The organism is Dermacoccus sp. PE3, from assembly GCF_001021715.1.
GTDB lineage: Bacteria > Actinomycetota > Actinomycetes > Actinomycetales > Dermatophilaceae > Dermacoccus > Dermacoccus abyssi.
In genome coordinates, this window is record NZ_LDCM01000001.1 from 1,098,920 (window position 1) to 1,119,522 (window position 20,603).

The 20,603-nt window shown below is 67.5% G+C and carries 18 protein-coding genes; 8 read left to right on the top strand and 10 right to left on the bottom strand.

The genetic code is table 11. The annotated features are described in order from the left end of the window. Positions 1–88: 88 nt before the first annotated feature. Genes AA983_RS05305 through AA983_RS05315 form a run of 3 tightly spaced genes read right to left on the bottom strand, consistent with a single transcriptional unit; the run spans position 89 to position 6,326 of the window. Positions 89–3,226 (bottom strand): type I restriction endonuclease subunit R, encoded by a 3,138-nt coding sequence (locus tag AA983_RS05305; RefSeq protein ID WP_047310990.1) that lies wholly within the window; start codon positions 3,224–3,226, stop codon positions 89–91. Further along, positions 3,223–4,377 carry a restriction endonuclease subunit S gene (locus tag AA983_RS05310; RefSeq protein WP_047310991.1) on the bottom strand — a complete coding sequence of 385 codons (1,155 nt, stop codon included), beginning with the start codon at positions 4,375–4,377 and terminating at the stop codon, positions 3,223–3,225. The genes AA983_RS05305 and AA983_RS05310 overlap by 4 nt, the downstream gene beginning before the upstream one ends. Continuing rightward, entirely contained in the window at positions 4,374–6,326 is a 1,953-nt protein-coding gene (locus tag AA983_RS05315; RefSeq protein ID WP_047310992.1) for a class I SAM-dependent DNA methyltransferase, read from the bottom strand. Before AA983_RS05315 ends, AA983_RS05310 begins: the two co-directional genes overlap by 4 nt. A gap of 231 nt (positions 6,327–6,557) precedes the next feature. Between AA983_RS05315 and AA983_RS05325 the strand changes: the two genes are divergently transcribed. Both AA983_RS05325 and AA983_RS05330 read left to right on the top strand, forming a co-directional pair. After that, positions 6,558–7,277: an NYN domain-containing protein gene (locus AA983_RS05325; RefSeq protein ID WP_052946880.1), complete on the top strand. Its 720-nt coding sequence runs from the start codon at positions 6,558–6,560 to the stop codon at positions 7,275–7,277. Between the two features lie 456 nt (positions 7,278–7,733). Then, positions 7,734–8,594: a CaiB/BaiF CoA-transferase family protein gene (locus AA983_RS05330; RefSeq protein ID WP_047310994.1), complete on the top strand. Its 861-nt coding sequence runs from the start codon at positions 7,734–7,736 to the stop codon at positions 8,592–8,594. Positions 8,595–8,615: 21 nt separating this feature from the next. Here the strand turns inward: AA983_RS05330 and AA983_RS05335 are convergent, their stop codons facing one another. From AA983_RS05335 to AA983_RS05350, 4 genes are read right to left on the bottom strand one after another with little or no spacing between them, the layout of a single operon-like run. Further along, the gene (locus AA983_RS05335) at positions 8,616–9,239 is read right to left on the bottom strand and encodes a class I SAM-dependent methyltransferase (RefSeq protein WP_047310995.1); all 624 of its coding nucleotides are present in this window, start codon (positions 9,237–9,239) and stop codon (positions 8,616–8,618) included. Continuing rightward, positions 9,236–10,366 carry a hypothetical protein gene (locus tag AA983_RS05340; RefSeq protein ID WP_052946881.1) on the bottom strand — a complete coding sequence of 377 codons (1,131 nt, stop codon included), beginning with the start codon at positions 10,364–10,366 and terminating at the stop codon, positions 9,236–9,238. Before AA983_RS05340 ends, AA983_RS05335 begins: the two co-directional genes overlap by 4 nt. Continuing rightward, the gene (locus tag AA983_RS05345; RefSeq protein ID WP_047310996.1) at positions 10,366–11,085 is read right to left on the bottom strand and encodes a class I SAM-dependent methyltransferase; all 720 of its coding nucleotides are present in this window, start codon (positions 11,083–11,085) and stop codon (positions 10,366–10,368) included. The genes AA983_RS05340 and AA983_RS05345 overlap by 1 nt, the downstream gene beginning before the upstream one ends. After that, positions 11,072–12,316 carry a glycosyltransferase family 4 protein gene (locus tag AA983_RS05350; protein WP_047310997.1) on the bottom strand — a complete coding sequence of 415 codons (1,245 nt, stop codon included), beginning with the start codon at positions 12,314–12,316 and terminating at the stop codon, positions 11,072–11,074. Before AA983_RS05350 ends, AA983_RS05345 begins: the two co-directional genes overlap by 14 nt. Positions 12,317–12,773: 457 nt before the next feature. On the opposite strand from AA983_RS05350, the gene AA983_RS05355 reads away from it, so the two are divergent. Both AA983_RS05355 and AA983_RS05360 read left to right on the top strand, forming a co-directional pair. Then, positions 12,774–12,977 carry a hypothetical protein gene (locus tag AA983_RS05355; protein WP_047310998.1) on the top strand — a complete coding sequence of 68 codons (204 nt, stop codon included), beginning with the start codon at positions 12,774–12,776 and terminating at the stop codon, positions 12,975–12,977. Positions 12,978–13,006: 29 nt separating this feature from the next. Continuing rightward, positions 13,007–14,107 (top strand): CaiB/BaiF CoA-transferase family protein, encoded by a 1,101-nt coding sequence (locus tag AA983_RS05360; protein ID WP_047310999.1) that lies wholly within the window; start codon positions 13,007–13,009, stop codon positions 14,105–14,107. 28 nt (positions 14,108–14,135) lie between these two features. Here the strand turns inward: AA983_RS05360 and AA983_RS05365 are convergent, their stop codons facing one another. Beyond that, positions 14,136–15,056 (bottom strand): hypothetical protein, encoded by a 921-nt coding sequence (locus AA983_RS05365; protein ID WP_047311000.1) that lies wholly within the window; start codon positions 15,054–15,056, stop codon positions 14,136–14,138. 178 nt (positions 15,057–15,234) lie between these two features. Here AA983_RS05365 and trxA point away from each other — a divergent pair, with 178 nt between their 5' ends. The 3 genes from trxA to AA983_RS05380 are packed head-to-tail and all read left to right on the top strand — an operon-like array spanning position 15,235 to position 17,196. Next, entirely contained in the window at positions 15,235–15,654 is a 420-nt protein-coding gene (trxA, locus tag AA983_RS05370; RefSeq protein WP_047311001.1) for a thioredoxin, read from the top strand. Between the two features lie 5 nt (positions 15,655–15,659). Further along, positions 15,660–16,223 (top strand): hypothetical protein, encoded by a 564-nt coding sequence (locus AA983_RS05375; RefSeq protein WP_197078944.1) that lies wholly within the window; start codon positions 15,660–15,662, stop codon positions 16,221–16,223. A 19-nt stretch (positions 16,224–16,242) separates the two neighbouring features. Next, the gene (locus tag AA983_RS05380) at positions 16,243–17,196 is read left to right on the top strand and encodes an aldo/keto reductase (RefSeq protein ID WP_047311003.1); all 954 of its coding nucleotides are present in this window, start codon (positions 16,243–16,245) and stop codon (positions 17,194–17,196) included. 17 nt (positions 17,197–17,213) lie between these two features. Here the strand turns inward: AA983_RS05380 and AA983_RS05385 are convergent, their stop codons facing one another. Together AA983_RS05385 and AA983_RS14705 are read right to left on the bottom strand one after the other, a co-directional pair. Next, positions 17,214–17,873: a response regulator transcription factor gene (locus tag AA983_RS05385; protein ID WP_052946882.1), complete on the bottom strand. Its 660-nt coding sequence runs from the start codon at positions 17,871–17,873 to the stop codon at positions 17,214–17,216. Positions 17,874–17,905: 32 nt separating this feature from the next. Then, positions 17,906–19,228, bottom strand: a complete 1,323-nt coding sequence (locus AA983_RS14705; RefSeq protein WP_197078945.1) for a sensor histidine kinase — start codon at positions 19,226–19,228, stop codon at positions 17,906–17,908. A gap of 154 nt (positions 19,229–19,382) precedes the next feature. Here AA983_RS14705 and AA983_RS05395 point away from each other — a divergent pair, with 154 nt between their 5' ends. After that, entirely contained in the window at positions 19,383–20,525 is a 1,143-nt protein-coding gene (locus AA983_RS05395) for a Gfo/Idh/MocA family protein (protein WP_047311005.1), read from the top strand. Positions 20,526–20,603 lie beyond the last annotated feature (78 nt).

Sequence of the window (20,603 nt, forward strand, 5' to 3'; positions counted from 1 at the left end):
GCGCGACCCAGCCTGGGAGTGAGTAGTGATGTGTTCACCTCGGCAGGAAGGTCGTCGTAAATCCATGCGGGATTATCCGATTCGGCCGTCACGCATCCCCCTGCAACTCGCGATACAGCAACCGCCCGATGATGTCGAGCAGCGTTGTCTCGACTGCGTCGTCCGTGCTGAGCAGTTCGCCCATGCGTTCCTGCGCGTCGTGGGAATCGCCGACAGCGAGGACGAGGGCGTCGCGCAGGGTTGTCGACTCGAGGAACTGGTCTTCCGAGTTCGCCTGTGCCTGATCGCGCAGCTCGCCGTCGTCCTGCATCTCGGCGAGGATGCCACCGGCCCACGCCTTGATCTGATCGTCCTTGAAACCCTCGCCTGCGAAGCGCTCGTTGAGGCGCTCCACTAGCTCATCGAGCAGCACCATCTTCGGATCCCGCTGCTGGCCAGTGCCGGCCGAGCTGGCCGGCTTCAGCTTGATCTTCTCCCCCGCCGCCAGGTCGAGCTTCTTATCGGCCTGCTTCGTCGTCGCGATGTGCCGCAACGACACTTCTGACAGATCGACCGTGGGCGTCTCGTCGTCATCACGCAGGTGCGGTGAGAGCAGCCGGTAGAAGATCGAACGCTTCTCCACGTCGGTGTCTTCGAAGTTGAGCACCTGGCTGAGGAAGTCATACAGCTTGGCGAACGAACGCAGGTCCTTGCGGAACATCGCCAACGCCTCGAGCTCCACCGCGTCCTTGCTCGCCCGCGCCGCCTTGCGCCGCTCCACGAACCGGCGCTTGACCGGCGTCAGCGCGCCCGACAACGCCGTGTTGCCGGCACCACGTACGAACTTCTCGACAACATCGTCGACCTCCGCATCGTCGTACAGGCCGGCCGCGTCGAGCTTGCGCTGCAAGCGGTGGATCGAGTCCGGGTCGGTCGTCTCGACGATCTCGGCTTCCTCGTAGTACGGCTTGAACGCCGCGAGAATGTCGTCGGCCGAGTTCACGAAGTCGAGCACCATCGTGCGCTTGCCCGGCTTGAACCGGTTGAGCCGCGACAACGTCTGCACCGCCGTCACCCCCGACAGCTTGCGATCGACGTACATCGCGCACAACAGCGGCTGATCGAAGCCGGTCTGGAACTTGTTCGCCACGATCATCACCCGGTAGGCGTCATCGGTGAACGCCGTGCGCAGATCCTTCGTGCCCTTCGGGTTCATCGTCGCTTCACTGTGCTTGGTGTTGCCCTTGAGCAACTCGCGCGGGTTCTGCGGCGTCTGCGGATCCTCGACCTCCCCGGAGAACGCCACGAGCGAGGTGTACGCCTCGATCTTGTGCTCGGCCAGGTAGTGATCCATCGCGTGCTTGTAGCGCACCGCCGCCTTGCGCGAATCGGTGACGACCATCGCCTTCGCGCGCCCGTCGAGCAGATGCTTCACGTTCGCGTCAAAGTGCTCGATGATGATCTGCACCTTCTGCGCGATGTTCGTCGGGTGCAGCTTCACCCAGTGCATCAGCCCCTTCGTCGCGACCTGCTCATCGACGAGCATCCCTTCACCGTCCAGCGCCGAATCAGGGGTGGCGTTGCCGGACTTCGTCGCGAGCTGGAACGCCGTGTCGTACGTCGTGTAGGAGGCGAGCACATCGAGGATGAACTCCTCCTCGATCGCCTGCGCCATCGTGTACAGGTGGAACGGGCGCGGCAGATCCGTCGTCGGGTCGGGCCGGCCGAACAACTCGAGGGTGCGGGTCTTCGGCGTCGCAGTGAACGCCACGAACGAGACATTGTCCGTGTCCCCGCGCGCGGCCATCTTCGCTTCGAGCAGGTCGTTGACGCTGACCTCGCCGCCGTCCTGCATGTCCGCGATCTCCTGCGGCGACAGCACCTCTTTGAGCTTCGCCGCGGTCTGCCCTGTCTGGGACGAGTGCGCCTCGTCCGCGATGACCGCGAAACGTCGGCCCTTCAACGACTGCTCCGAGGCGATCTTGTCCAGCACGAACGGGAACGTCTGGATCGTGACAACAATGATGAGCTTGCCCGAGGCGAGCGTCTTCGTCAGGTACGACGACTTCGACGTCGAGTCCGAATCGGTCAGCGCCTTCGCGGCCTCGTTCTGGTTGATCGTGGCGACCATGCCGGCGGCCGGTTCGATCTGACGCACCGCCTCCTGCAACTGATCATCGAGCACCGTGCGGTCGGTGACGACGATGACGGTGTCGAACACCTTCGTATCGTTCGCATCATGCAGCGTCGCAAGGCGGTGCGCGGTCCACGCGATCGAGCGCGTCTTGCCCGAGCCGGCCGAGTGCTGAATGAGGTACGTCTGCCCCGCGCCGAGCTGTCTGGCGTCCGCGACGATCTTCGTCACCGCATCGAGCTGGTGGTAGCGCGGGAAGATCAGCGCCTTCGAACCCGACTGCTTGCCCGTCTTCGGATCAATGCTCTTGTCGGTTTCGTAGTGGATGAACTTGCCGAGGATGTCGAGCCACTGATCGCGCGCCCACACATCGCGCCACAGATACGTCGTCGGAGACCCGCCGTCCTCGTCCGGGCCGTTGCCCGCGTGCCCGTCATCGCCACGGTTGAACGGCAAGAACCGGGTGTGCTTGCCGGCCAGGCGCGTCGTCATCCACACCTCGTCATTCGAGACCGCGAAGTGCACGAGAGCGCGCGCCCCGAACGCCAACAACGGCTCGCCCGCCGGCGGGCGGTCCTCCCGGTACTGGCGCTTGGCGTGCTCGACGCTCTGGCTGAAGTCGGTCTTCAGCTCGACGGTGGCGACCGGGATGCCGTTGACGAACAGCACCAGATCGATGCGGTTCTCGTTCTTCGTCGAGTAGCGCACCTCCCGCATGACGCGCAACCGGTTCGCGGCATAACGCGCGTTCACCTTCGCGTTCGAGGTTTTCTCCGGGCGCTTCTCCATCATCGTGAACGTTGCCGGCGTGTTCTTGAACCCCGTGCGCAGCACCTGCAACGAGCCGCCCTGCGGATCCGGCGCGTTCAAGTCATCCGCCAGGGCACGCAGCAGCTTCGTGCGGGCCTTCGCCTGCTCGCCCTGGCTCATCGACGGCTTGACCTTCTTCGCGAGCTGCTCCGGCTGCGTCGCCTCGAGCCACGCGAACACGTCCTCCGGGAACAACGCGAGCTCGCGGTCATAGCCGGCGTCGTTCTGGCTGACGAGCCAGCCATGCGCTTCGAGGTAGGCGCAGAGCTCGCCACCAAAGGTCAGTTCGTGTGTCTGGCTCATGCTGCGTCCCCACTCTGGGTTGAGGTCGCGACGTCTATCTGGCCGGTGACGGCCGCCGTGATGAGCGCCGCGCGGCGCTCCTTCGCGAGTTCGATGTGGCGCTCGACCTTCGCGATGAGCGTGTCGATCTTCGCGGTCTCACGGTCGAGGTAATCAGCGATCTGGCGCTGCTCGGTGAGGGGTGGGAGTGGAATACGTAGCGCCCGATACTTCGAAGCGCTGAAGTTCTCGATCGTTGCTTTGATGGCGCCCGCCGATATTTGCTGCCAGTAATCTTCGGAACGCATCCAAAAGGCAACAAACCTCTCATCGGCTACCGCAGGGCGTAGACGGACGCGAACGAGATAACCGGCGTAAGCAGCGACTTCGTCGGTCGAGTGCAAATAGCTTTTCCCTACTGTCGCGCCAGCGCGAGTGGCGAGAATGTCACCTTTCCTCAATGTTGCCGTTGTGGATAGGCGGGGATCGACGGTCACGCGGCGGTCGTCGTGCAACGTAGTCATGGTCGCAATGTCCGTAGTTCGAACGAACCGGGGCCACTCAGAGGGGTTTTCGCTGTCGCCAACTGCATCTAGCCCTGCGGCGATCGGTGTCCGAGTGAGGTAGCGCAATGAGACATGCTCATCTGCGCTGGATTGATCCATGGCGTGCGAAATAACCGCGGTGACGCGCTCCCGCAGCCGCTCGATCATCATCGTCTGCTTCTCGATGAGCGTGTCGATCTTCGCCGTCTCGCGGGCGAGGTAGTCGGCGATGGCGCGCTGCTCGGTGATCGACGGGAGCGAAACACGCAAGCGCCCCAGAACTGCGCTCGTCATGCTGGGTAGAGCTGTACTCGTCGAGTAGAGGCCGAACGGAACAGTGAGCGCCCAGTAATACAGCCACCTCGGCACTACCCGAGGGCCAGGGACTGAGTAGAACATCGTGTCGACTGTCCAGAAACGGCCGGTCTCATAGCGCGGTTTGTCGATTGTCCCCTTGCGCCCGAAAAGCACTGACTCGCCATCGAAGAGGTACTGATCTGTTGACGCGAACGGGCCGCCTGATCCGATGACCGGATAGGGCCCATCGGCCAGTTCGACGTCACTGTAATCCTGGCCGTTGCCGAAGCGTACGAGGTAATGGAGCGCAATCGTCGGCCACTGACTCATCCCTCCACCTCCGACAGCAGCGCGATGATCTCCTTGCCCAGCATCTCGAGTTCCGCGTCGATCTCGGCGAGCGGGCGAGGCGGCACGTACTTGTAGAACAGCCGCGTGAACGGAATCTCGTAGCCGATTTTCGTCTTCGTCGTGTCGATCCAGGCGTCCGGCACGTGGGGCTTCACCTCACGCTCAAAGTACGCGTCGATGGTGTCGCGGAACGGCACGAGCTCGGTGTCACGCAGGTCGGTGTTCGCCTCGACGTTGCCCTTGCTGTCCGTGCACACTTCGGCGTCATCGTCGTGCTCACCGACGGCCTGCCAGACCGCCTTCACCACGGGCGCCCCGAATGCCTGCCCCGCGTCCTTGAGGGCGAGACGCAGCGCCTTGATGAACTCATCCCGGCTCAGCCACGTCTGCCCGCGCAGCGACTCGAGGCCGGCGCGCACGATCGCTTGCTCGTCGTCGCTCAGCTTCGCGACGGCTTTCGCAGCCATCGCCGCCCCGAGGGTGTCGTCGGTGACCTCGAACCGCAGCCGCAGCGGCTGCTCGACCGTGATCTCCCAGTACCCGAAATCGGCCGGCTCGAGGATCTTCGACTGCTCACCATCGGTGAACGCATCGTAGATCTTCACGATCTCGGCGCGGTCCGCCTCACTGATCTCCCGGTTCTTCGACCCAAGGTTCTTGCGCAGCTTCGTCCAGCGTTCGCGCGCGTCGATCAACTGGATCTTGCCGCGCCGCTCGGCGGGCTTGTGGTTGTCGAGAATCCACACGTACGTGGCGATGCCGGTGTTGTAGAACATGTTCGTCGGCAACGCCACGATCGCATCGACGAGATCCGACTCGATGAGGTGCCGGCGGATCTCCGACTCACCCGAGCCCGCGCCGCCAGTGAACAACGGCGAGCCGTTAAGGACGATGCCGGCGCGGCCACCCGAGTTCGCATCGCTCGACTTTGCGGGACGCATCTTGCTTGCGAGGTGCTGGAGGAACAACGTCTGGCCGTCGCTGATGCGGGGGAGGCCCGCGTCGAATCGTCCGCCACCCCTGGTGTGCTCTGCGCGCACAACCTGCTCGGACGCCTTCCAGTCGCCGCCGTAGGGCGGATTGGAGAGGCAGTAGTCGAAGGTCTTGCCGGCGTGCTTGTCCTCGCGGAGTGTGTCGCCGAGTTGGATCGCTTCGACGGCCTGGCCCTTACCGATCATGTCGGACTTGCAGATGGCGTAGGACTCGTCGTTGAGTTCCTGGCCCGCGAGTGTGACCTTGGCCTTCGGGTTCATCTCAAGGATGGCCTCTTCGGCGACCGAGAGCATGCCGCCGGTGCCGGCCGTCGGGTCGTAGATCGAGCGCACCGCACCAGGCGTCGCGAGCAGATCGTCGTCCGGGGCGAGCACGAGGTCGACGATGAGCCGGATCGCGTCGCGCGGGGTGAAGTGCTCACCGGCCGTCTCGTTGGACGCGGTCGAGAACTTGAAGATGAGGTGTTCGAACACCTCGCCCATGTCGGCGTTCGAGACCGTGTCGGGGTGCAGGTCGATGTTGCTGAATGCTTCGACGATGAGGAACAGGCGGTCCTTCTCGGCGAGCTTGTGAACGGTCTTGTCGAACGAGAACCGGTCGAAGATGTCGGAGACGTTCTCGGAGAAGTGCGAGGTGTACTCGAGGAGGTTTTCGGCCAGCGCGTTCGGGTCACCGAGCAGCGACTTCAGCGTGTAGTCACTCGTGTTCCAGAAGTGCAGATCGTGGGTCTTGCGCAGCTTCGCGGCCATGACACTCGCGTTCGGCGTCGACTCCGCGAGTGCTTGCATCTCCTCGCGCTTGCCGGCCATGACGCACTCCATGCGGCGCAGGATGACGAACGGCAACGTGGCCGTGCCGTACTGCGCCGGCCGGTAGACACCCCGCAACTGATCGGCGATCGACCAAATGAAGTTGCCCAAGCCCTGCGTCGACATGCGTGCCTCTCGATGATGCGATGTGGTCCGCTCAGAGTATCGAGGACGAGGGCTGCTCAGCCCGGTTCACGTTGGGCTGCCTCGCGTGGTCGAGGACGTGGCCGGAGGTGCAGTGCTTAGATGAAGCCCGCGCGGGTCGTCCCCTGGTGCTCAAGGGGGCACACATGGGGTCGAGCGCGTGAAGAAGGGTCGGCGCCGGCCGACTGCAATGAGCGTCACTGCGGAGGCCGCATGAACGAGGAGCACGATGAGCGCGGGGGCATCGCAGTGTCCCCGACGAAAGGGATTGCTCGCACTCGCCCCACGATGGCCGTCTACATCGACGGGTTCAACCTCTATCGGCGCCTGCTCGCTGGACATCACACCGAGAAATGGCTCGACCTGGAGGCTCTGGCACGTTCAGCCTTTCCTGAGCATGACCTTGTTTCCCTGCGTTACTTCACGGCTATCATCAAGCCGCTGCCCGGAAAGGATCCTTCATCGCCGCAGCGGCAGCAGGCATACCTGCGCGCCTTGAGGGCGAGCAAGAAGACCTCGGTGCACCTTGGCAAGTTCCGGATCGATCCGCGGGTCATGCCTGTCCACCCCACGGAGTTCGACGCTGAGGGGAAGCCCAAGACGGTCAAAGTGAAGAAGACCGAGGAGAAGGGGTCGGACGTCGCTTTGGCCAGCTACCTGTTGACAGACGCTTTCCATCGCAGGGCGGATCTCTGTGTGGTCTGCACGAATGACTCGGATTTGGTGGCCGCGCTGAACCTGCTCACCTCCGACCTCGGCGCGGAGTTTGCTCTGTTGTCACCGATGGAAGTGAAGCGTGCGAGCAATGAGTTGAAGCAGACCGGGCCGCTCTACCACGTTCAGATCACCCCGGCGATGCTGCGCTCGTGCCAGCTGCCTGCTGAGATTGAAGACGAGCACGGAGTCGTTCGGCGCCCCGCTGGTTGGGGGTAAATTCCGAAGGCCCCGCCGAACGGCGAGGCCTTCTAACCAGTAGCCGAAGCATCTGGGGGTGTGCCGCCAGCCTAGCTGAAAGCAACGGCGAGTCGCCACATTGGGCCGGACGTTCCTTCGACCCCAGCGGTCTCGACGCCCGTTGGGGGCCCAGCAGGCCCAGTTTCGATGCTACTGTTTCGGGCAGCCCCGCCGGGATTCCACTGGATCCTTGGCTAGACGGCCCAGTCATCTGACTGGGCCGTTTTTGTGTCCCAGACTAGGCTCATCTGCCTTAGCCCTACGGGTGGCTGCGCCACAGATGAGCCTACTAGCCGACGTCAAATTGCTAGCGCGTCGCACGGGGTGGGAATGTCGTCGGTTCGCGAGCCAGTATCTCGCTGGAGGCGGGCCGTGACGTGCGAAGCCCTTTCCTTCGGCCGCCGCGTCTGCTTCGAGCGTGAGAGAGTCCCAACCATGAGCACATCTCCCCTCAGCGGCGTCCGCGTCGTCAGCCTCGCGCCGAACCTCCCGGGGCCCGCGGCGGCCATGCACTTCGTCCGGCTCGGGGCGCAGGTGACGAAGGTCGAGCCGCCGAGTGGTGACTTCATGGAGGCCGCCGCGCCGGCCTACTACCGCGAACTCACCGAGGGGCAGGAGATCGTCACGCACGACCTCAAGTCCGACGAGGGCAAGGCAGCCGTTGAGGAACTGCTCGCCGACGCCGACATCCTGCTCACCTCGTCGCGCCCGTCGGCCCTCACCAAACTCGGCCTCGGCTGGGACGCCCTGCACGCCGCCCACCCGCGGCTCGTGCACGTCGCCATCGTCGGGCACCCTGGTGACGAAGCCGAGATCGCCGGCCACGACCTCACCTACCAGGCCGTCAACGGAACCCTCGACCCGCCGTCGCTTCCCCGCGTCCTCATGGCCGACCTCGGCGGCGCCGAACGCGCCGTCTCCGCCGGCCTCGCAGCCCTCGTCGAACGCTCCCGCACCGGCGCGGGCAGCTATCGCGAGGTCGCCCTCAGCGACGTCGCCTACGATTTCGCCGCCCCCGCCCGTCACGGTATGACGACACCCGAGGGACCCCTCGGCGGCTCCCTGCCGCAGTACGCGCTCTACCGAGCATCCGACGGCTGGGTCGCCGTCGCCGCCCTCGAGGACCACTTCTGGGCCCGCCTACGCGACGCCCTTGACCTGCCCGACGGGCCGGACGCAGCCAGCGCGCTGAGCGCAGCCCTCGCCACCCGCACCGCCGCGGAGTGGGAGGAATGGGCGCGCGAACGCGACATCCCGATCGCCGCCTGCGCGGCACCGTCGAAGGGGCAGCACTGATCCGCTGACCGGGCGCGGGCGTCAGGCGCGTCGGAGCACCCGCAGCGAGCCGGTCACACTGACTTCCTTGAAGCCCTCGGCCAGCGCCCGCTCCACGACGTGCCAGGGCGCCTGACCGCCGTCATTCGGGTCGGGGAAGACGTCGTGGACGGCGAGCAACCCGCCCGGCGCCACGTGCTGCGCGAACGCCGCATAGTCGTGCTGCGCCATCTCCTCCACGTGGTTGCCGTCGAGGAAGAGGAACTCCACGGGAGTGCTCCACCACGCGGCCACCTGCTCCGTCGTCGCGACGACGGCCGAGACGACGTCGCGGACGTGGTTGTCCCAGGTGCGGCGGAAACTCTGCAACGTGTCGAGCAACCCCGAGTGCTCGTCCACCATCGTCGTGTCGTGCCACTCCCACCCCGGCTGGTTCTCCTCGCTGCCGTGGTGATGATCGACCGTGACGATCTGCGTGCCGCCCACCTCGCGCGCGGCCTGGGCGAGCAGCACCGTCGACTTGCCGCAGTAGGTGCCGATCTCCAACCACGCGCCGGGGCGAGCGGTGCAGGCCGCCTCGAAGAGCGCGCGGCCCTCGTCGAGCGGCATGAAACCGGTCGTCGCGTCGAACGCGTCGAGCACGTGCTGAGGCAGTTGCGGGGTCATCGTGTCTCCTGCATCGAACGGGGGAGGGAAGTCGCGAACGAAGAGGCCGTCGCGGCGTCGCGCGCCTCGGGCCACGTCATCGCGTGGAAGAAGTTCGCCGCCGGCGTGAGGCCATCGAGGGCGTCGGCGGCGAGCAGCACCGCGCCGGCGGTCCAGCCGGTGCGTTCTTCGGGCCAGATGGCGTCGTCGTCGACGACGAAACCCGTCCAGTACGCGCCGTCGCCGTCGCGCAACCGCTGGATCTCGGCGAGTACGCGGCGTGCCTGCTCACGCGCCCGCGCCTCGTGACGTGTGCCGTCGAGGCAGCACAACGCCATGACGAGTTCCGCGCCCTCGCCGCCCGTCACCCACGGCCGATCGTCGACGCACCGCACGCCCTCACCGACCCAGACGAACCGGGCCCAGTCGGCCTCCAGCCGTGCCCACGCGGCGCCACCCGTGAGCGCGCCGCCGAGGACGGGGTAGAACCAGTCCATCGAGAAGCGGTCACGGTCGGCGAAGGCCTCGGGCGCGCGGCGCACCGCGTCAGCGAGCCGGCGCGCAGCCTGCGGCCACTCGCCCGGCTCGTGCCCCAGTCGCCGCGCCAGCGCGCACGCCGCCCACAACGACTGCAGGATGCTCGCGTTGCCCGTCAACAGCGCGTGATCACCCAGGCCACCGCGCGGGTTGATCGCCCACGCGATGGTGCCGTCGTCGCGCTGCGCCGTCAGGACGTGGTTGATCGCATCGCGCACCATCGGCCAGTAGCGCGCGCCGACCTCGTCGTCACCGGTCGCGAGCACGTAGTGCCACACGCCGACGGCCGGGTAGGCACACTGGTTCGTGTCGCTCTCGGCGTGGACGACAGCGCCATCACGCACCTCCATCGGCCACGACCCGTCAGGACGCTGGGTGTGCGACAGGTGCTCCAAACCCGCTCGGGCGCAGGCGAGCAGCCGCTCACCCTCCACCTCGTCGGTCGCGCCAACGACGACGCCCGAAACCGTCAGGCCCATGAGCGCCTCGGTGTGGTTCCACGCGTCCCACTGCCCACCGGGAAACCACGGTAGCGCGCCGTCGTCACCCTGCATCCGGGCGAGAAACGCGCCGGTCTCGGCGATCTGCGCTGCGGTGAGGGCGGGCGGCATCAGACCTGGGCGGGCTTGCGCAGGTAGACGACGAAGCTCTTGCCCATGACGGGGTTGAGCGCCTTCTCGGCGGTGCGCGTCAGCTTGGGCGCCTTCATCATGTCCCACACGAGCAGGCGGTGGTACGCCTTGACCGCGGGGTTGGTGTCGTTGTCGACCCCCACGGCGCACTTGAGCCACCAGTACGGCGAGTGCAGCGCGTGGGCGTGGTGGGTGCCGAACGCCTCGAGGCCCTGACGCTCGAGGCGCTTCGTCAGGTCCGAGCCCTTGTTGATGCGCACGTGGCCGCCCTCGACCTCGTGGTACGGCGTGGAGAGCATCCAGCAGATCTTCTCCGGCCAGTAACGCGGCACCGTGACGGCGACGAGCCCACCGGGCTTCGTCACACGTGCGATCTCGGCCATCGCGCTCTCGTCGTCGACGATGTGCTCGAGCACCTCGGAGGCGATGACGCGGTCGAAGCTCGCGTCGTCGAACGGCATCCGGCGGGCGTCGCCGGCCACCGTGCGGTAAGCCGCGGACGAAGGCACCTCGCCCTCGGCGTCCATGGCGCCGAACATCGTGGCGACCTCGGCGAGGTCGTCCTCGTTGAGGTCGAACGCTGTGACGTCGCCGCCGCGGCGCAGGGCCTCGTAGCTGTGACGGCCCTGACCGCACCCGACGTCGAGCACACTCATCCCGGGCTCGACGGGGAAACGATCGAAATCAACGGTCAGCACGGGCGATCTCCTGCTCGTAGACACGGACGGTGGCGCGGGCGACGGCCCGCCAACTGTACGTGGATTCCGCACGGGCGCGCCCGTGCATCGCGAATTCGTCCCGCAGGGAGGGATCCGCGAGAAGGCGTTCGATGCCCTCGGCCAGGGCCGTCGTGTCACCCGGCTCGACGAGCAGACCGGCATCACCGCACTCGTCGTCGGGCGTGCCTTCGACGAGCTGTGGCAGCGCGCCGACGCGGGAGGCGACAAGCGGCGTCCCGCATGCCATCGCCTCGACGGCCGGCAGCGAGAAGCCCTCGTAGAGGCTCGGCACGACGTGGACCTCGGCGCTCGCGATGAGCTCGGCGAGCTCCTCGTCGCTGATGCCGCTGACGAAGCGGACCTTCTCCTCGATGCCGTGACGCGCGAGCCGCCGTCGTGCGGCGCCGTTCGCCGTGCCGACGACGACGAGTTCGCTCCAGGCGTCCGAGGGCAGCTGAGCCACGGCGTCGAGGAGCATGTCGAGACCCTTGAGCGGCACGTTGGCGCTCGTGATCGTGGTGAGTCGCCCCGCCACCTTCTGCTCCGGCCTCGGCGTGAAGACGTCGACGGCCACGCCCACCGGGACGACGTGGAGGCGCTGCGGGTCCACACCGAACTCGCGGACGATGTCGTCGCGGCTGCCGTCACTCACCGTGATGACGCGGCTGCTCGCTCGGGCGACGCGGGCTTGCATGGGCACGAACGAGTACCAGCGCCACTTCGTGTACTTGCGCCACGGCGTGCGGGCGTCAGCGATCTCGAGGCGCCGGTCGGCGCTGATCGGGTGGTGGATCGTCGTGACGACCGGCAGCCCGGCGCGTTCGACGGCGAGGATGCCGGGCGCGAGGGTCTGGTTGTCGTGCAGGACGTCGAACTCGCGGACGCGCGGTGTGAGAAGGCGACGCAGACGACGCCCGAAGGTGCGCGGCTCGGGGAACGTGCCTGAGAGCATCCCGGCGAACTCCGCGACGTCAAGGGCGTCACGGAACTCCGAGCGCGCGGGGCGGCGGAACGGGTTCTCGTCGTTGTAGAGGTCGAGGCTCGGCACCTTCTCGAGGCGCACGCCCTCGTCGAGTTCGGGGTAGGGCTGGCCGGAGAACACCGTCACCTCGTGGCCGAGCGCCACAAGCTCGCGGCTGAGGTTGCGCACGTAGATGCCCTGACCGCCGCTGTGCGGCTTGCTGCGGTAGGACGACAGGGCGATGCGCATCGTGGGGGACCTTCGGCGGTGGGGGAGTGGACTCGCAGTTACTTTACGGGCGAGTAGGCAGACGGCGCGTCGCGGCGCCCTTGTGATCGCACCATCCGCGCAGGCAGTCCATTCGACGAATCGTTCGCCGTTGCGCAAGTCACACGGGCCGTCGCCGCGTCGGCGCCCGCCGTTGCGGCCTCCAACCCGCCGAACACCAGCGGACTTCTCGTCTTCGTGCCGTGGCAGAACACGTTCGGTTCCTCCCGCAGCACCAACGGTCGCGACGGCGCCTTCCTGCCGTACGTCCTCTACCCGACCGCGGCGCCGACGAGTGGCACCTTGACCCAGACGAGCACCGCCGCAACGGCAGGCGACCCGCTTGGTGACACCTCCTACACGCCGGTGGCTTCCAGCGCGGGCGCATCGGACGACTCACGATGCTGCTCAACTTCGGCGTCGGTTCGCTGCTCATCACGTGGCCGGTGCTCGGTGCGACGGCAACGAGAAGGGCTTCCGCGTCTACCTCCTGGGCTGCGTCGCGATCTCGCTCGGGGTGTTCCTGTGGCGGCTGCGGAACAAGGAGTTCAGCCACCTCGACCGGGACTTCGGGTCGGCCTGGGACCACGACGACGAAGGCCGCCGACTCGCGGGGGAACCCGCGCGCACGGCATCGCGTTGACGTAATGGACGACGGCGGCGAGGAGACTCATGGAACACGTGCGGACGCCCGGTGCCCTCGACGGGCTGCTCATCGCCGACATCGGGCGCGTCCTCGCCGGGCCCTACGCGACGATGCTGCTCGGCGACCTGGGCGCAGACGTCGTCAAGATCGAACGCCCCGACTGCGGTGACGACACCCGCTCGTGGGGCCCGCCGTGGACCGACGACGGCGAGGCGACCTACTTCCTCTCCGTCAACCGCAACAAGCGCAGTGAGTTCTGGGATCTGCGCTCCGACGACGATCGGGCCGCTGCGCGCGAGCTCGTGACGCGCGCGGACGTCGTCGTCGAGAACTTCCTGCCGGGCACGATGGCCCGCCTCGGCCTCGGTTACGACGACGTCAAGGCGCTCAACCCGGACGTCGTCTACGTCTCGATCACCGGTTTCGGGGAGTCGACGCTGCCCGGTTACGACCTGCTCGTCCAGGCCGTTGGCGGCCTCATGTCCGTGACGGGCGCCCCCGACGAGCCGACGAAGGTCGGTGTCGCGATGGTCGACATCGTCACGGGCCTCCACGCGGCCGTCGGTCTGCTGGCCGCGCTGCGGCATCGCGACGCGACGGGGGAGGGCCAGCACGTCGAGTTCTCGCTGCTGTCGTCGTTGCTCTCGGCGCTCGCGAACCAGTCCGGCGCCCACCTCATGACGGGCGCCGTGCCGCGCGGCATGGGTAACCGGCACCCGTCGCTCACCCCGTACGAGGTCTTCCCGACGGCCGATCGGCCGTTGGCCATCGCCGTCGGGAACGAACGCCAGTTGGCCCGCCTCGCCGACGTTCTCGGTCACCCCGAGTGGGCTGACGACCCCCGGTATGCCTCCAACGCCCTGCGCGTCGAGCACCGCGACGTCCTGGTGACGGCGATGAACGACGCCTTGTCGTCGCGCAGCGCCGGGGAGTGGGCGAGCGACCTCGGCGAGGCGGGCGTGCCTGCCGGTCCCGTCAACGACATCGAGCAGGCCTTCGCGCTGGCCGACCAGGTGGGGCTCCACATGCGGGTCGACGTCGACGGGCTCGCACAGGTGGCCAACCCCATTCGGATGTCGGCGACGCCGGCGACCTATCGGCGCCGCCCGCCTCGCCTGGAGACGTGACGTCGACGTCGAGTCAGGCAAGGGCGACTCAGTCGAGATCGAGCTGAGGATTCCCCGCGCCCACCGTGCGAAGGCGCTCGATGACGACGCTCGCACGGCGGCGGGTTTCCGGACTCAACGCCTCGTCGGAGCGGGCGCTCACCGACAGACGCGTGGCGCCGTCCCGCACTCCGAGGCGAACGTAGGGCCTCTCCGCGGCACTCGATTGCGGCGTCGCTTCCAGTGTGCTCAAGGCCGTCGCGGCATCCGACCATCCGTGGGTCCGCGTCGTCGGACCCACAGCGACGGTGGCGTACGTCTGCGCGCACCGGAAGGTCAGATGAGTGCTAGTGCCATCGGTGCCGGCCGCCTTCGTCAGGGCCGCAACCGTTGGCGCGCTCACGGTGTCGAGATCCTCGCACTTCGTTGCGATGACGTCGGATTCGACGACGAAGGTCGCCTTCGCCGCAGGCTGTGCGCGGTCGGGGAGCAAGCGCGCTTCCGTCCGCGGGTTCGTGCGCGCCACGTCGAGAAAGGCGTGTGCTTGCGCCGCCGTCAGGGCTGGGCCCGAGGTGGTCACGGAGAGGCTGTTGTCACCGTTCGCGTTCAACCCGGCGGTGAAGAAGTGGATGGACGCGGGGATGTTTGCCGCCATCGGGTGCGCGCCCTCGGGGTAGCGGCTGCGGACGAAGGCCGCGGCGCCCCGAACGTTCGCGGCCGTGGCGTCGTCCGTGAGGTCGATGTCGATGTCGAACCCGTAGCGCTGACCCTTGCAGCCGTCGATGCACTCGATCGATTCCTCGGCGCGAACCCTTGCCACGCCGGGCCGCTCTTCGAGTTGCTCCTCGAGAGCATGTGCGTAGGCAGGCGCAGGTTGGGTCGGTTCGCGGAACGAGGAATCGTGCCTTGTGAGGTTGACGACGGCGACACCGGCCGCGATCAGCGCCACCACCAGGGCGAGCGCCACCATCAGCGGCCAGCGTCGGCGTCGTGTTGTTGTCATGGTGTTTGGACGACAACGCCCGCGCGCCGGTTCCACGGCCCGCGCGGGCGTTCGGTTCTGGCCGGCGGGCGCGGCGGGAAGGGTTTGCCTCCGGTGTTTGTTTGAATGGTCGACGAACCACAATCTTTTTCGAGGAGCAAGGCCTGTGGCCACCATCGAACTGACCGGTGACACGTTCACCGAGACCATCGAGAACAACGACATCGTCCTCGTCGACTTCTGGGCGGCGTGGTGCGGCCCGTGTCGTCAGTTCGCGCCCGTCTTCGAGGAGGCGAGCAACAAGCACGAGGGCATCGTCTTCGCGAAGGTCGACACGGACGCCGAGCAGGAACTCGCGGCGGCGGCGAACATCCAGTCGATCCCGACGCTCATGGCGTTCCGTGACGGCCTCATGGTCTTCTCCAACTCCGGCGTGCTGCCGGCGAACGCCGTTGACGACCTCATCCGTCAGATCCGCGAACTGCCCATGGACGACATCCGCGCGCAGATGCAGGCCCAGGCGGCCGGCCAGGGTGGCGGCGGCTGCGGCTGTGGCGGCTGCAACTGCGGAGCCAACAACGGCTGACCTCGATGGTCCTTTCCGACGATGAGATCGCGGCGCTCAGCACGGCTGAGCGCCGCGATCTCATCGAACGCCTGCAACGTCCGATGAACGACGTTCTGCCCACGCACATCCGCACGATCCGCAGGGTCCGCCTCGGCCTCATGATCAGTGGCGCCATCGTGCTCGTGCCGTGGGTGCTCTACCTCAACCTCACGCTGCCGGTGCAGTACCGGGCACACAACTGGCGCTACACGTGGGTCGGCTTCGACCTGCTCCTCGCCACGCTCATGGCACTCACGGCGTACTGCGGATGGCGCCGCAAGCAGGTCGTCATGCCACTCTCGTTCGCCACCGGCGTTCTGCTCGCGTGCGACGCCTGGTTCGACGTCATGACGGCGGCACCCGCAGAACGCGGCGAGTCCCTCCTGTCGGCGGGGTTGCTCGAGCTGCCGCTCGCGTTCGTCATGATCGCCGGTTCTCTGCGTCTGCTTCGGGTGGGCGCGCTGCGCAGCTACCGCCTCCACGACAGCGAGTCGCTATGGAGCCTCACCATCCCCGCGGCCTGGATCGAGCGAACCCCCCGCCGTTGAGGCGTGCCAGGATGGCGGGATGACCTCGGCATCACCGATCGCACCCCACCTCGTCCTCGGCACGATGTACTTCGGCACGAAGGCGGACGAGGCCACCTCGTTCGCACTGATGGACCGCTACGTCGAGGCCGGTGGCACGGTGCTCGACACCGCGAACTGCTACGCGTTCTGGGCGGACCCGACGGGCGCCGGCGGCCAGAGCGAAGCCACGATCGGCGCGTGGCTCGGTGCCAATCCGGGCGTTCGTGACGGGCTGACGATCGCGACGAAGGTGGCACAGGAGCCGGTGCGCCCCGGCGACTTCACCGAGTGGGAAGGCCTTGCGCCGGAGGTCATCGCCACGCAGTTCGAGCGCAGCCGTGAGCGGCTCGACATCGACGTCGTCGACCTGTACTGGGCCCACGGCGAGGACCGGTCGACCCCGATGGCCGACGTCGTGGCGGCCATGGGCGCACTCGTGGCCGACGGCACGGTGAAGCGCCTGGGCGCCAGCAACCACCCGACGTGGCGCGTCGAACAGGCGCGCATGCTCGCCGAGCAGCAGGGCGTCGAGCCGTGGACGGCGCTGCAGCTGACGACGAGCTACGTGCGTCCGCGCCCCGACACGCAGGTGCCGGGCAAGGATCACCGCTTCGGTTTCGTCACCGACGAGACGGTCGACTACCTGCAGACCCACCCGGAGATGGAGTGCTGGGCCTACAGCCCGCTCGTGCAGGGCAGCTACGACCGAGCCGACCGGCCGTTCCCCGACGTCTACGACCACCCGGGGACGACGGCGCGTCTCGCAGCTCTCGCCGAGGTGGCCGAGGCGCACGGTGCCAAGCCGGGGCAGGTCGTGCTCAGCTGGCTCGTGCAGAGCGAGCCGAGCCTGCGACCGATCGTCGGCGTCAGTTCACTCGAGCAACTCGACGAGGCGCTCGCCGCGCCTCAGCTCACCCCCGACGAGATGGCAAAGCTCAACGAGGCTAGCTGAGCGTCACGAGCGACGGGTCATTCGGCACGCACGACGACCATCGCGATGCCGATGCGTCCTTCGACGCCGAGCTTGCGCTGGATCGTCGCGACGTGTTGCTTGACCGTGCTCTCGCTGAGGAACAGCTCGGCAGCGATGGCCGGGTTCGTGCGTTCCGCCGCGACGAGCCGGGCGATCTCGACCTCCCGCTCGCTTAACCCTTGAAGCAGGCGACGTGCCTCACGACGCCCCTCGCCTCCGCCGTCGAGGTAGCCCGAGCGCAGGTGACCCGCGCTGCGCGCCGACATCGGGCTCTCGCCCGCGTGCGCTGCACGAACAGCGTCGTACAGCTCCTTGCTCGCGGCCGACTTGAGGATGAAGCCCACCGCTCCCGCGTCCATCGCGCGCGGCACGTACTCCTTCTCGTCGAACGTCGTGAGGATGACGACGCGCGGCGGGTGGGGCCGCTTCGTCAGCGCGGCGGTGGCGTCGATGCCGTTGAGGCGTCGCATCTGCACGTCCATGAGAACGACGTCCGGGTGATAGGCCGTGACGGCGTCGATGACCTCGTCGCCGTCGGAGGCGGTGGCGACGAGGACGATGTCGGGGGCGCCCTTGAACATGACGCGCACGAGGTCGAGCACCATCGCGTCGTCATCGACCGCGAGCACGCGGATGGGTTGTTCGGCGTTCGTCATGGGCGCTCTCTTCGCGTCGGGAGTGTGGTGAGTCATCGGGGCAGGTGCCAGGGCAACCTCGCCGTGGCGGTGTAGGTGCGGCCGTCGTCGCTCGGCCCGGCCCAGAACTGGCCACCGAGATCGTTGGCTCGCCGTCCGATGCCGGCCAGGCCACTCTGGCTGCCGGTACCCGAACCGCCGGGAGCCATCGGATTCTCGGTGGAGATGACGAGCCCCTCCCGTGGGTTGCCGTGGATGCTCAGGCGGACGAGGTTTCCGGGGGAGTGCTTGCGTGCGTTCGTCAGCAACTCGGTGGTGATCCGGTACGCGCTGCGCGACACGACCGGATCGAGTGGCTTGCTCTGGTCGACGAAGACATTCGACGAGACGGGTGTGCCCGCATCGATGCACTCGGAGACGAGCGTCGCGATGTCGGCCAGTTCGTACGGACGCTCGCCGGCCTGGGGCCCGTGACGCAGGATCGCCAACAGCGAACGCAGGTCGGTCATCGAACCGGCCGCGCCCTGTTGGATCTGGCGTGCGCGCTCCTGCACGTCGGGCGCATCGGAGGCCTGCGCCTCGATCTCCAGAGCGTTGGCCTGCATGGCGAGGATGCTGAGGCGATGCCCCAGCACGTCGTGCACCTCCCGCGCCAGGGCTTCGCGCTCGTCCTGCTCGGCCAGGCGTCGCCCCAGATCCTGCGCGCGCGACTGAGCCTCGGCGGCGTATGTACGGGCCTGATGCGCTTGACGTTGGGCCTGTGCGGCGCGGGCGTGCTCGCGCGTCACGTCCCGACGGCTGCGCCGGAGCAGAGCCACCCCCGCGAAGGCCGCGACGAGCAACGCGGTGATGAGCACGACCTGCCACAGCGCCATCGGCTCCCACGTGCCGGGGCTGCCGTCGGGATGTTCGAGGCTGTTCCAGAAGCTCGTGCCGGCGCGCGTGCCTCGCGAGTCGCGCCACACGGCCGCGAACGTCGCCAGCGTCGCGCCCGCCGCCACACCGACCCGAGCGCGCACGTCGGGATGCCACACGATGACGCTCGCCATCGCGATGAGCGCCGGAAGGCTGTCCGCCGGCAGGAACAACGACGGAAGACAGGCGATGACGGCGGTGACGAGGAGGGCAGCCGTCGAACGAAACCGCCAGCACAGACCCGCACACACCGCGAGTGAGGCGAAGAACGCGGCAGCAGTCAGGTCGCCGATGGTCTCGCCGGCGCGGTGACCGTAGAGGCGGGTGTCCGCATACCCGGCGGCCAGCGAGGCCGAGAGGAACGTCGTTGCGATGATGCCGACGTTCGTCCACACCCGTCGCCGCTTCGACGTATCCCCGACGGGCAGCGTCGAACTCGAAGCGGGCGCGGGGGAACTCACGGCGTCACTGTAGAGGCAGGAGGGTGGCCATCGGCCGGAACTGCCGGGGACGATCCTTCCACCCCGCCTGCAGGAGCCGGCCGCGACGAGCCGGTGCACACCCACCCGTAAGGCCCCTGCCGCCCGCCGGTCAGGTGTGCCTAGGGTGGGAAACATGACGATCAACGCCGAAGGAAACGCAAAGAACACCGAGGAGAAGCGGGCGATCCGCTGGGCTGTCGTGGGAGGCGGCCAGATCTCCCAGCAGGCGTTCATGCCGGCGATCGGCCGTACGGAGAGCTCCGAGCTGGTCGCCCTCGTCTCCGGTGACGAGGAGAAGCGCGACCGGCTCGCCGGGCAGTACGGTCTGGCGGCCTACGGCTACGAGCAGTACCCCGAACTGCTCGCCTCGGGCACCATCGACGCCGTCTACGTCGCCACCCCCGTCTTCCGCCACCGCGAGTTCGCCGTCCCGGCGCTCGAGGCCGGCCTCCACGCGCTCGTGGAGAAACCGTTCGAGGTGAGCGTCGAAGCCGCCCAGGCGATCATCGACGCGGCCGAGCGTGGCGGGGCAACCCTCATGGCCGCCTACCGCCTCCACCAGGAGCCGGGCACGGTGGCCCTCGTCGAGGCGGTGCGTGGGGGCGCGGTCGGTGAACCCCGATTCTTCTCGAGCGTCTTCGCCCAGACGATCGACGAGCGCAACCACCGATCCAACAACGGCTTCTGGGGCGGCCCGGTGGCCGACATGGGCACCTACCCGCTCAACGAGGCCCGCATGCTCTTCGACGCGGAGCCGATCGAGGTCAGCGCTCACGGTGTGCGCACGAGCGATCGCGACTTCCCCGACACGGTGGCCGTCACCCTCGTCTTCCCGGACGAGCGGGTCGCGCAATTCACCGCTGCGTACTCGACGGCGTACACCGAGAGCTTCACGCTGGCGGGCAGTGAAGGCATCATTACGTCCTCGAGCTGCTACGACTGGGGCGGTGACGTCGCCATCACCTGGACGACGACGGATGCCGACGGCAACAGCAGCGAGCACCGGTACGACCCCGTCGACCAGTTCGCCGGACAGGTCGAATACTTCGTCGACTGCGTTCGCGCCGGGTCCGAGCCCGAACCCTCGGGTGCCGAGGGCCTCTGCGACGTCAGGGTGCTCGCCGCCATCGAGAAGTCGCTCGAGTCGGGTGAGCCCGTGAGCCTCGAACCGTACGAGCGCACGTGGCACGTGACGAATGAGCAGGTGCGCTCGGTTGCCCCGGGTCACGACCCGGGCGACGACGAGATGGTCTCCGTCATCACCCAGAACCCGTGACGCCTTCGGGTGTTCACGGGCGCGCCATGCGCTGATCTTGGGGGTTTTCGGTGCCGCGGCACAATCGGCAGCAGTCCC

Coding starts and splice junctions, on each gene's coding strand:
- AA983_RS05305 (WP_047310990.1), bottom strand. CDS start 3,226: ATGAGCCAGACACACGAACTGACCTTTGGTGGCGAGCTCTGCGCCTAC.
- AA983_RS05310 (WP_047310991.1), bottom strand. CDS start 4,377: ATGAGTCAGTGGCCGACGATTGCGCTCCATTACCTCGTACGCTTCGGC.
- AA983_RS05315 (WP_047310992.1), bottom strand. CDS start 6,326: ATGTCGACGCAGGGCTTGGGCAACTTCATTTGGTCGATCGCCGATCAG.
- AA983_RS05325 (WP_052946880.1), top strand. CDS start 6,558: ATGAACGAGGAGCACGATGAGCGCGGGGGCATCGCAGTGTCCCCGACG.
- AA983_RS05330 (WP_047310994.1), top strand. CDS start 7,734: ATGAGCACATCTCCCCTCAGCGGCGTCCGCGTCGTCAGCCTCGCGCCG.
- AA983_RS05335 (WP_047310995.1), bottom strand. CDS start 9,239: ATGACCCCGCAACTGCCTCAGCACGTGCTCGACGCGTTCGACGCGACG.
- AA983_RS05340 (WP_052946881.1), bottom strand. CDS start 10,366: ATGCCGCCCGCCCTCACCGCAGCGCAGATCGCCGAGACCGGCGCGTTT.
- AA983_RS05350 (WP_047310997.1), bottom strand. CDS start 12,316: ATGCGCATCGCCCTGTCGTCCTACCGCAGCAAGCCGCACAGCGGCGGT.
- AA983_RS05360 (WP_047310999.1), top strand. CDS start 13,007: ATGGAACACGTGCGGACGCCCGGTGCCCTCGACGGGCTGCTCATCGCC.
- AA983_RS05365 (WP_047311000.1), bottom strand. CDS start 15,056: ATGGTGGCGCTCGCCCTGGTGGTGGCGCTGATCGCGGCCGGTGTCGCC.
- AA983_RS05375 (WP_197078944.1), top strand. CDS start 15,660: ATGGTCCTTTCCGACGATGAGATCGCGGCGCTCAGCACGGCTGAGCGC.
- AA983_RS05380 (WP_047311003.1), top strand. CDS start 16,243: ATGACCTCGGCATCACCGATCGCACCCCACCTCGTCCTCGGCACGATG.
- AA983_RS05385 (WP_052946882.1), bottom strand. CDS start 17,873: ATGACGAACGCCGAACAACCCATCCGCGTGCTCGCGGTCGATGACGAC.
- AA983_RS05395 (WP_047311005.1), top strand. CDS start 19,383: ATGACGATCAACGCCGAAGGAAACGCAAAGAACACCGAGGAGAAGCGG.